Raw genomic sequence first — 9,127 nt, 5'->3', positions numbered from 1 at the left:
AACCGGCCCGGCTGCGCAGCATCTGCCACTCCTCGGCCGGCGACCACGAGGCCGCGCACGCCGCCGACCGGCACGCCTTCCGGCTGGCCGCCCAGCGCATCGACCGGCTGCGCGACGGTTACCTGGACGGGGTCGCGGCCCGCCTCGACGCCGAGGAGACCCACCGCGACATGGGCCGCTACGGCGACGAGAACCTCACCGATCCGCTCACCGGCCTGCCCAACCGCCGCCAGCTCGAACGCTACGTGGCGGCGATGCTGGCCCGCGGCGAACGCGCGGCGATCGGCGTCTGCGACCTGATCGGCTTCACCGCGGTCAACGCCCGGCACGGGCGGCACTGCGGCGATCTGGTGCTCCAGCGCATCGCCGGTGTGCTCAACCGGGTCATGCGCCGCGGCGACTTCGTGGCCCGCTTCGCCGGCGACGAGTTCGTGGTGGTGCTGCCGGGCGCCGGACCCACCCAGGCGGCCGAGGTCTCCCGGCGGATCAGCGCGGCCGCCGCCGCGGAGAACTGGCAGGTCCTGGTCCCGGGCACGCCGATCGGCCTGGCCGCGGGCTGGTCCGAGGTCGGCACGAACGGCCGTACGCTCAGCGCCGCCCTGGCCGCGGCGGCTTCGCACCGTACCCCCGCGTAGGACGCCGAAGACCTACGCTCGGGGAATGGCGGTGATCGAGCTCGGGCTCGTCAGTGAGGGGGGCGACGAGCAGGACGCCCGGCCGGACCGGCGCCCGCTCGGCCGGCGGGACCTGCGGTCGTTGCTCGTCGCCGTCGTCGCGGCCGCCAGCGTGCTCACGGTGACCGGGTCGGCCCGGCCCGATCCGAGCGGGCTGACCCAGCTCTGGAGCATTCCGTTCGAGCTGGGCAGCGGCGCCTACATGCTCACCCCCGACAGCGTCTACGTGCTGACCCAGCCCGGGCAGGACCGGCTCAGCGCCTACGACCTGCGGACCGGCGGGCTGCGCTGGTCGCATCCCGCGCCGGATGACAGCAGCTGGCTGAGCGGCATCCGCGCGGGCGCCCTGCTGCTGCCGACCGGCCCGGAGACAGCGATGTACGAGGACGCCGACGGCGCCACCGTCACCCGCGAGTTCAATCGGGACACGGCCGCCGTCGACACCGTCACCGGCCGGCTGCTCTGGCGGCAGCCCGGCGAGCTGATCACTGCCGAAGGCGACCGGGCCCTGCTCACCGAATGGAACAAGGCGGGCGACAAGGTCACCACCTTCCGGGCCGTACGGCTGCGCGACGGCAGCACGATCTGGTCCCGCCCGGCCGGGGACATCGGCTCCTGGACCACCGACACCGCGCCCGGCACGACGGCGGAGCGCCTGGTGACCGTGACCGCGCAGGGCCGGGCCGAGGTGCTGGACCTGGATGACGGTTCCGTTGTGGCCACCGGCACGCTCCCCTGGCTGCCGCCGACGGCGTCGGAGAACGACTACACGACGCTGATCGTGGACGGCACGCAGCTCTACCTGGAACGCAACGAGGGCGACACGTCCACAGTGACCGCCTACGACACCGACAACCTGCGGCAGCTCTGGCGCATCCAGCAGACGGCGCCGGGCGGCGTCTACGGCTGCGGCCCGGTCGTCTGTCTCAACGGGACGAACGCCACCACCGGCCACGACCGCGCGACCGGCGCGGTGCGCTGGCGGATCGGCGGCGCCGCCAACGGCTTCCCACTGCTCAACGGTCTGCTGCTGGTCGGCGACGACGAGACCGGCGAACGGCACCGCCTGGTCGACACCGCCACCGGACGGCAACTCGTCGACCTCGGCACGGCGATGCCGGTCTGGGACTACCGGCTCGACGGGACCCGCTATGTGGTCGCCCGCGCGCAGAACTCCAACGACCTGACGCTGATCAGCGAGGTGGACCCGGCATCCGGCGAGGTGCTGCTCCGCGGCACAGTCTCGGCGGTGCTCGACTTCGGCTGCCAGAGCAGCAGCGATCTGATCGTCTGTGAGACCTCTGACAACCGGCTGATCGTCACGGACGTCGGCTGATCTCCGTCCCACCGGCCAGCCGGGCAGCCCGGTCGGCCTCCGCCAGCGCGTCGAGCACCGGATCCAGCTCCCCGCCGAGAACCAGATCGAGGTTGTACGCCGTGTAGCCGATCCGGTGGTCGCTGATCCGGTTCTGCGGGAAGTTGTACGTCCGGATCCGCTCCGACCGGTCCACCGTGCGGACCTGCAGCTTGCGGGCGTCGGAGGCGGCCGCGTCGGCCTGCTCCTGGGCCATGGCGAGCAGCCGGGACCGCAGGATGCGCATCGCCGACTCCCGGTTCTGCAGCTGGCTCTTCTCGTTCTGGCAGCTCACCACGGTGCCGGTGGGCAGGTGGGTGATGCGTACGGCCGAGTCGGTGGTGTTGACGGACTGGCCACCGGGACCCGAGGACCGGAACACGTCGACCCGGATGTCACCCGGCTCGATGTGCACGTCGACGTCCTCGGCCTCGGGCAGCACCAGCACGCCGGCGGCGCTGGTGTGGATCCGGCCCTGCGACTCGGTGACCGGCACCCGCTGCACGCGGTGCACGCCACCCTCCCACTTGAGCCGCGACCAGACACCGTGGCCGCCGTCGGGCACACCCTTGGTCTTGACCGCGACCGAGACGTCCTTGACCCCGCCCAGATCGGAATCCTGCGCGTCGATGACCTCGACCACCCAGCCGTGCTTCTCCGCGTAGCGGGTGTACATCCGCAGCAGGTCGCCGGCGAACAACGCCGACTCCTGACCACCCTCGCCGGCCTTGATCTCGACGATCACGTCCTTGGCGTCGTGCGGGTCGCGCGGGATGAGCATCTCGCCGAGCTTCTCCTCCAGCGGGGCCAGCACGGCGGCGACCGCCTCGACCTCGGAGGCGAACGAGGGATCCTCGGCGGCCAGCTCCTTGGCGGCGGCCAGGTCGGCGCGGGCGGCCTCCAGCTCGGCGTTGGCGGCATAGAGCGGCGCGAGCTCGGCGAAGCGCCGCCCGACCCGCCGCACCAGGGCCTGGTCGGAGTGGATGGAGGGGTCCTCCATCTGCTTCTCGAGCTGCGCGTACTCCTCGAGCAGGGTCGACAACCGGTCTGTGCTCACGCCGCGCCTCCTTCGCTGGGGATCGAACACACGAACGGCGCCCGACCCCGGATTCCGGGGTGGGCGCCGTCGAGGTAGCTACTTCTTCTTGGTCGCGTTGACCTTCGCGTACTTCGCCTGGAACTTGGCGACCCGGCCCGCGGTGTCCAGCACGCGCTGCTTGCCCGTGTAGAACGGGTGGCAGGCGCTGCAGGTCTCGACGCGGATCTCGCCGCCCTTGGCGGTGCTGCGGGTCGTGAAGGTGCTGCCGCAGGAGCAGATGACCTCGGTCGAGGTGTACTCCGGGTGGATTCCGCTCTTCATGGTTACTCGGTCCCTCTCGATGAAGTGGTCGCCGGGTCGCCGTCAGCACCGAACCGCCCCGCTAGGGCGGACGACTCGAGCGTGAACCGGAACCTTTACTGGCCGATGGACCAGTCTGCCATGTCACGTGCCCTGATCCGAAATCAGGAGGCATTCCTGCGTCCGTGATGGGTAACGTGAGCGCCGCTCGCCGCATTCCCGCGGCAGCCGGCACGGAGGGAAACCTCATGAGGCCACCCGCGGACGTCCAGGCTGTGGCCGGAGACATGTTCACGATCCGGCCCCGACCCCCTAGTCTCGTGACATGTCTGAACACAGGGACCGGCAGACCGGCCGGTTCCTTCCTAGTCCGGACGCGGCGTCGTTGCGTCATGAGATCTTCGCGGAGGACAAGCCGTCGTCAGCCTGGCTCGCCGGAGTTCTGGCTGCCGACGGATCGGTCGAGGCCAGCTTGAGAGCGGTATCACTCAGTCAGTCCGGAGAAGCCGGACGCGAGCTCATTCAGGAGGTTCGACGCCTGACGAACCACTCGGCCCGCGTATACGTCGGTCACCCTCCGTACGGACAGACGACCCACTCGGTCCGTCTGGTGTCGGCCAGGATGGTGGCGGACCTGCACCATCGATATTTGATCACTCACCGTAAGACCTTGACCTACAGTTGGCCGACAATTCCGCAGGTCCTGCAGGCGCCCTTCCTTCGCGGATACGTGGAGGGCGACGGCTGCGTCGGCATCTACCCCACTCCGCAGGCCAATCCCATGCTGCACTTGTCGTTTGTCGGCACCCCCTGGTTCGTGCGCGACGCCATGAAGGCGATCCCGGCCAACGGCCGCTACCGCATCATCGAGCGGTGCGAAGCTCTGGCCGAAGCCCGCTTCAACGGTCGCCACGCTTGGGCAGCGGCCAACTGGGTCTTCGCTGACCCCGATCTCTATCGGGGCGCGAAGTGGCAGATGTTCTCGCAGTACCGCCAGACACTCCAGCAAGAGCCGCCCCGCTGGTACCGCTTGCAACGACAACGGGAGGTTGCCATGGCCTGCCTGGCCGAGGGAAAGAGCGTGCAGGAGGCTGCTCGCACGGCCGGCGTGGACTGGCGCCTTGTTTACGCCTGGCGTGCTCGCGCTGGACAGGCTGGATCTACGGCATGACCAGACTGCTGATCACCCGGGGGCTGCCCGCCTCGGGCAAGACCACCTTCGCGCGCAAGCTGCAGCCGCAGGTCGTCCGGGTCAACCGCGACGACCTGCGGCGGATGCTGCACGGGCAGCGCCTGTTCACCCAGTGGGCCGAGGGCCAGGTGACGCACGCCCAGCGGGCTGCCGTGGAGGCGCTGCTGCGCGCCCACGCCGACGTGATCGTCGATGACACCAACCTGCGGGCCAAGACGGTACGGGAGTGGGCCGAGCTCGCCGCGCGTTTCCACGCGAGTTTCGAGGTGCACGACTTCACCGATGTGCCCCTCGAGGAGTGCCTGCGCCGGGACGCCGGGCGGCCCGACGACGAGCGGGTCGGTGAGGCCGGGATCCGCCGGATGCACCAGCGGTATCTGGCCGGCAAGAACCTGCCGCTGCCGGTGCCGTACGTCGATCCGGGCGGGCCGGGTGTCCTCTACGACCCGGATCCGGAGCTGCCGCCGGTGGTGCTGGTGGACATCGACGGCACGGTCGCGCTGATGAACGGCCGCAGCCCGTACGACTGGGGCCGGGTCGGTGAGGACGCGCCGAATCCGGCGGTCATCGCGGCCGTGCGGGCCATGCACGCGGCCGGGCACGCCATCGTCTTCTGCTCGGGGCGGGACGAGGTGTGCCGCGCCGAGACCGAGGCGTGGCTGGACCTCTACGTCGATGTGCCGTACGAAGGACTCTTCATGCGGCCCGAGGGGGACTCGCGCAAGGACGCCGTCGTCAAGCGGGAGATCTTCGATCGGGAGATCCGCGACCGCTGGCGGGTCATCGGGGTTTTCGACGACCGTCAGCAGGTGGTACGTATGTGGCGCGCCCTGGGCCTGACGGTGTTCCAGGTGGCGGAGGGGGACTTCTGATGGACGGGCGGGACGGGAAGTATCCGCGGACTTTCCACCTGCCCGACTCCCCCGGGGCCACCGCCGACGACAGGATCCAGCCCGATCTGTCCTGGTTGGACGGTGAGCTGGTGGTGACGGAGAAGCTCGACGGCGGCAACCTCACCTTCACCCGCGACGCCATGTACGCCCGTTCCGTCGACTCCGGCACCAACCCGTGGGACCGGCCGGCCAAGGCTTTGTGGGCGATGACGGCGTACCGGATCCCGGACGACTGGCGGGTCTGCGGCGAGTCCATGTGGGCCCGCCGCAGCATCGCCTACACGGACCTGCCGGGCGTCTTCATCGTCTTCGGCATCTGGGACGAGACGGACACCTTGCTCGGCTGGGACGACACCGTCGACTGGGCGCAGCGCCTGGAGCTGCCGGTGGTCCCCGTCCTGTACCGCGGGGGCAGTCTCAGCGAGGCCCGCGCCGCGTGGGCGAAGACCCGCGATGCCGAGAATTCCGAGGGTTTTGTGGTCCGCAGCGCCGGCCGCATCCCGGCGGCCGAGTTCTCGCACCGGCTCCTGAAATGGGTCCGCGAGGACCATGTCCGCACCGACGCCGCCTGGCGGCACCGCGACGACTTCCCGCTGAACGAGTTCGCCTGAGCCGGGTCGGCCACGCACGGACATGTCATCGGCGGGAGCGACGGTCGGCGCCATGCAACCAGGCACGACCGGACATTGATCTTGATCTTCCGCTACCCGCTGAACGGGCACCGGGTCCCGTCGCGCGACAAGGCCTGCGCCTCGGGGTCCAGGTAGAAGTTCGGGCGCAGGTCGAGCTCCTCGTAGTAGCGGTGGAAGACCGGCGTGATGCCGCCGGACATCGGCGGCACGATCCAGGTCCAGTCCGCCGGCACCCGGCGGCCGGCCTTCTCCTCGTTGCGCAGGTGGGTCAGGAAGCGGGCCGATTCGGTGTGGTGGTCGGTGATCTTCATACCGGCCTTCTCGTACGAGTGCAGCACCGCCCGGTTCAGCTCGACCAGCGCCCGGTCCCGCCACAGCGTCGACTCCCGGCTGGTGTCGAGTCCCATCCGGGCGGCGACGATCGGCAGCATGTTGTAGCGGTCGGCGTCGGCCAGGTTGCGAGCGCCGATCTCCGTGCCCATGTACCAGCCGTTGAACGGCGCCAGCGGGTACTGCACACCGCCGATGGTGAGCCGCATGTTGGCGATCGCGGGGACGGCGTGCCAGCGCAGGCCGAGCTCCGCGAACCAGCCGAACTCGGGATGGGTCAGCGGCACCTCGAGGATGGCGCGTTCCGGGAGTTCGTAGAGGCGTACGCCTTCGGCCGGGGTCTCGATCGCCACCGGCAGCACGTCGAAGGCCTCGCCCTTGCCGCGCCAGCCGAAGCCCTGCATGGCGGCGGTGAACTGTTCGTTGCGCGGGTCCCCGACCGAACTGCCGTCCTCGGTGCGGTAGCCGGCGTAGCGGATCAGCTGCTCGTTCCAGACCCGCGCGTACGGCTGGCCGGGCAGCGCCGGCGCGAAGATGCTGATGACCGGCCGGATCGCGCCCGGGCGTTCGCTGCCACCACCGGCGGTCTGCAGGTGGTGCACCAGCAGCGAGAAGATCTCGTCGGCGCTCCGGGCCCGGCGGCGGTCCAGCACGACCAGGCTGCGCCAGTAGAGCCGGCCGATGCAGCGGCTCGCGTTGCGCCAGGCCATCTTGGCGCCGTACGCCAGCTCCTCGGTGGTGTGCACGTAGCCGCCGGTCGCCGCGATCTGCGCGCGCACGATGGCCAGTCGCGGCTCGACCGGGCCCAGCCGGGGGTTCTCGACGTAGCACTGCCGCAGGAAGTCCTCGGCCTCGCCGGGATCGACCGGTGCGATCGGGTCCCATTTCTCGGTCGGTTGGTCCCGGTAGCCAGGGATCATCGAGCGTCCTCCCCACATTGAGCTGAGGTGTGAGGGGGAGGTTCGCATGATCCCGTAAGGGTCGAAACGCACACGTTGTGCGACAAAGAGGCAGCCACCTCGCGGTGACTGCCCCTTTATGCCGTTTTCGGGCGTTTACTCGCCAGGCGTGGACTTGGCGATCTGCATCAGGAACTCGATGTTCGTCCGGGACTGCTTGAGCCGGTCGAGCAGAAGATCCAGCGCCGCCGAGGACTCCAGCGAGCTCAGCACCTTGCGCAGCTTGTGGACGATCGCCAGCTCTTCCTTGCCGAGCAGGATCTCCTCCTTGCGCGTGCCGGACGGGTGGATGTCGATGGCCGGGAACGTACGCCGGTCAGCGATCTTCCGGTCGAGCTTGAGCTCGGCGTTACCCGTGCCCTTGAACTCCTCGAAGATGACGGTGTCCATCATCGAGCCGGTCTCCACCAGCGCCGTCGCGAGAATGGTGAGCGAGCCACCGTTCTCGATGTTGCGCGCCGCACCGAGGAACCGCTTCGGCGGGTACAGCGCGGTCGAGTCGATACCACCGGACATGATGCGGCCCGAGGCCGGCGCGGCCAGGTTGTACGACCGGCCGAGCCGGGTCACCGAGTCGAGCAGCACGACCACGTCGTGGCCCAGCTCGACCAGGCGCTTGGCCCGCTCGATGGCCAGCTCGGCGACCGTGGTGTGGTCCTGCGGCGGCCGGTCGAACGTGGCCGCGATGACCTCGCCCTTGACCGAGCGCTGCATGTCGGTGACCTCTTCGGGCCGCTCGTCGACCAGCACGACCATCAGGTGGCACTCGGGGTTGTTGTGGGTGATCGCGTTGGCGATCGCCTGCAGCACCATCGTCTTACCGGCCTTCGGCGGCGAGACGATCAGGGCCCGCTGGCCCTTGCCGAGCGGCATGACCAGGTCGATGACCCGGGTGGTGAGGATGTGCGCCTCGGTCTCGAGACGCAGCCTCTCCTGCGGGTACAGCGGGGTCAGCTTGTAGAACTCGGGACGCCGGCGGGCCTCCTCGGGCTCCATGCCGTTGATGGTGTCCAGCCGGACCAGCGGGTTGTACTTGTCCCGGCGCTGGTCACCACTGCCGCTGTCGCGCGGTGCGGCCCGCACGGCACCGGTGACGGCGTCCCCGCGACGCAGCCCGTGCTTCTTGACCTGCGACATGGAGACGTAGACGTCGTTGGGACCGGACAGGTAACCCGTGGTGCGGACGAACGCGTAGTTGTCCAGCACGTCGAGGATGCCGGCCACGGGAACGAGCACGTCGTCCTCGTTGACGTGCGGCTCGCGGCCACCGTCACGACCGCTGTCCCGGCCACCATCGCGGCCACCGTCCCGGCCGCCGTCGCGGCCACCACCGGTGCCACCACCCTCGCCGTCACGGTCCCGGCCACGCCGGCGGTCCCGGAACCGGCTGCGCCGGCTGCGCCGGCCGCCTTCGCCGTTGTCGCCGTCCTCGTCGTCCGGGCCGTCGTTGCGCGGACCGCGGTCGTTGCGGTCGGTGCGCTCGTTACGGTCGTTGCTGCCGCGGTCGGGGCGGTCGTTGCGGTCGCCGCCCTCGGCCCGCTGCGGGTTGCGCTGGCGGTCCCGGTTGCGCGTCTCGCCACGCTCCGGCCGGTCCCCCCGGTCGGCGCGTTCGGTGTCGCCCTGGCCGTCGGCCGGTGCGCTGTCGCGCCGGCTCTCGCCCTGGTCGCGGCCGTTCTGGCCGTTCTGGTCCCGGCTCCCCTGCTCACGGCCGCCCTGCTCGCGGCCGTTCTGCTCCCGACCGGCCTGGTCGCGGC

The 9,127-nt window shown here is 70.2% G+C and carries 9 protein-coding genes; 5 read left to right on the top strand and 4 right to left on the bottom strand.

The window, feature by feature from the left end:
* Together AB0C29_RS20685 and AB0C29_RS20680 are read left to right on the top strand one after the other, a co-directional pair.
* The coding region (locus tag AB0C29_RS20685; RefSeq protein WP_360822363.1) for a GGDEF domain-containing protein at nucleotides 1-635 on the top strand (635 nt) is incomplete at its 5' end.
* Between the two features lie 25 nt (nucleotides 636-660).
* Nucleotides 661-2,010 (top strand): PQQ-binding-like beta-propeller repeat protein, encoded by a 1,350-nt coding sequence (locus AB0C29_RS20680; RefSeq protein ID WP_360822361.1) that lies wholly within the window; start codon nucleotides 661-663, stop codon nucleotides 2,008-2,010.
* Here AB0C29_RS20680 and prfA read toward each other — a convergent pair.
* Both prfA and rpmE read right to left on the bottom strand, forming a co-directional pair.
* Nucleotides 1,994-3,085, bottom strand: a complete 1,092-nt coding sequence (prfA, locus tag AB0C29_RS20675; RefSeq protein ID WP_360822359.1) for a peptide chain release factor 1 — start codon at nucleotides 3,083-3,085, stop codon at nucleotides 1,994-1,996. The two genes, AB0C29_RS20680 and prfA, sit on opposite strands and share 17 nt — an antisense overlap.
* Nucleotides 3,086-3,163: 78 nt before the next feature.
* Nucleotides 3,164-3,388, bottom strand: a complete 225-nt coding sequence (rpmE, locus tag AB0C29_RS20670; protein WP_212994012.1) for a 50S ribosomal protein L31 — start codon at nucleotides 3,386-3,388, stop codon at nucleotides 3,164-3,166.
* Nucleotides 3,389-3,692: 304 nt separating this feature from the next.
* Between rpmE and AB0C29_RS20665 the strand changes: the two genes are divergently transcribed.
* Genes AB0C29_RS20665 through AB0C29_RS20655 form a run of 3 tightly spaced genes read left to right on the top strand, consistent with a single transcriptional unit; the run spans nucleotide 3,693 to nucleotide 6,063 of the window.
* Nucleotides 3,693-4,538: a hypothetical protein gene (locus AB0C29_RS20665; RefSeq protein WP_360822357.1), complete on the top strand. Its 846-nt coding sequence runs from the start codon at nucleotides 3,693-3,695 to the stop codon at nucleotides 4,536-4,538.
* Nucleotides 4,535-5,431, top strand: coding sequence for an AAA family ATPase (locus tag AB0C29_RS20660; protein WP_360822355.1), 897 nt, complete (start codon nucleotides 4,535-4,537; stop codon nucleotides 5,429-5,431). Before AB0C29_RS20665 ends, AB0C29_RS20660 begins: the two co-directional genes overlap by 4 nt.
* Nucleotides 5,431-6,063 (top strand): RNA ligase family protein, encoded by a 633-nt coding sequence (locus tag AB0C29_RS20655; RefSeq protein ID WP_360822353.1) that lies wholly within the window; start codon nucleotides 5,431-5,433, stop codon nucleotides 6,061-6,063. Before AB0C29_RS20660 ends, AB0C29_RS20655 begins: the two co-directional genes overlap by 1 nt.
* A 92-nt stretch (nucleotides 6,064-6,155) precedes the next feature.
* Here the strand turns inward: AB0C29_RS20655 and AB0C29_RS20650 are convergent, their stop codons facing one another.
* The gene (locus tag AB0C29_RS20650) at nucleotides 6,156-7,334 is read right to left on the bottom strand and encodes a nitric oxide synthase oxygenase (protein ID WP_360822351.1); all 1,179 of its coding nucleotides are present in this window, start codon (nucleotides 7,332-7,334) and stop codon (nucleotides 6,156-6,158) included.
* A 135-nt stretch (nucleotides 7,335-7,469) separates the two neighbouring features.
* On the bottom strand, nucleotides 7,470-9,127 hold a 1,658-nt coding region (gene rho, locus AB0C29_RS20645), incomplete at its 5' end, for a transcription termination factor Rho (protein WP_360822349.1).

The organism is Actinoplanes sp. NPDC048791 (assembly GCF_040650095.1).
Taxonomy (GTDB): domain Bacteria; phylum Actinomycetota; class Actinomycetes; order Mycobacteriales; family Micromonosporaceae; genus Actinoplanes.
Note: the sequence above shows the minus strand (reverse complement) of the source record. Positions and strands in the feature narration are given on the sequence as shown.

What these genes read in the sequence shown, in the direction of transcription:
- AB0C29_RS20680 (WP_360822361.1), top strand. Translation starts at nt 661, where the DNA reads ATGGCGGTGATCGAGCTCGGGCTCGTCAGTGAGGGGGGCGACGAGCAG.
- rpmE (WP_212994012.1), bottom strand. Translation starts at nt 3,388, where the DNA reads ATGAAGAGCGGAATCCACCCGGAGTACACCTCGACCGAGGTCATCTGC.
- AB0C29_RS20665 (WP_360822357.1), top strand. Translation starts at nt 3,693, where the DNA reads ATGTCTGAACACAGGGACCGGCAGACCGGCCGGTTCCTTCCTAGTCCG.
- AB0C29_RS20660 (WP_360822355.1), top strand. Translation starts at nt 4,535, where the DNA reads ATGACCAGACTGCTGATCACCCGGGGGCTGCCCGCCTCGGGCAAGACC.
- AB0C29_RS20655 (WP_360822353.1), top strand. Translation starts at nt 5,431, where the DNA reads ATGGACGGGCGGGACGGGAAGTATCCGCGGACTTTCCACCTGCCCGAC.
- AB0C29_RS20650 (WP_360822351.1), bottom strand. Translation starts at nt 7,334, where the DNA reads ATGATCCCTGGCTACCGGGACCAACCGACCGAGAAATGGGACCCGATC.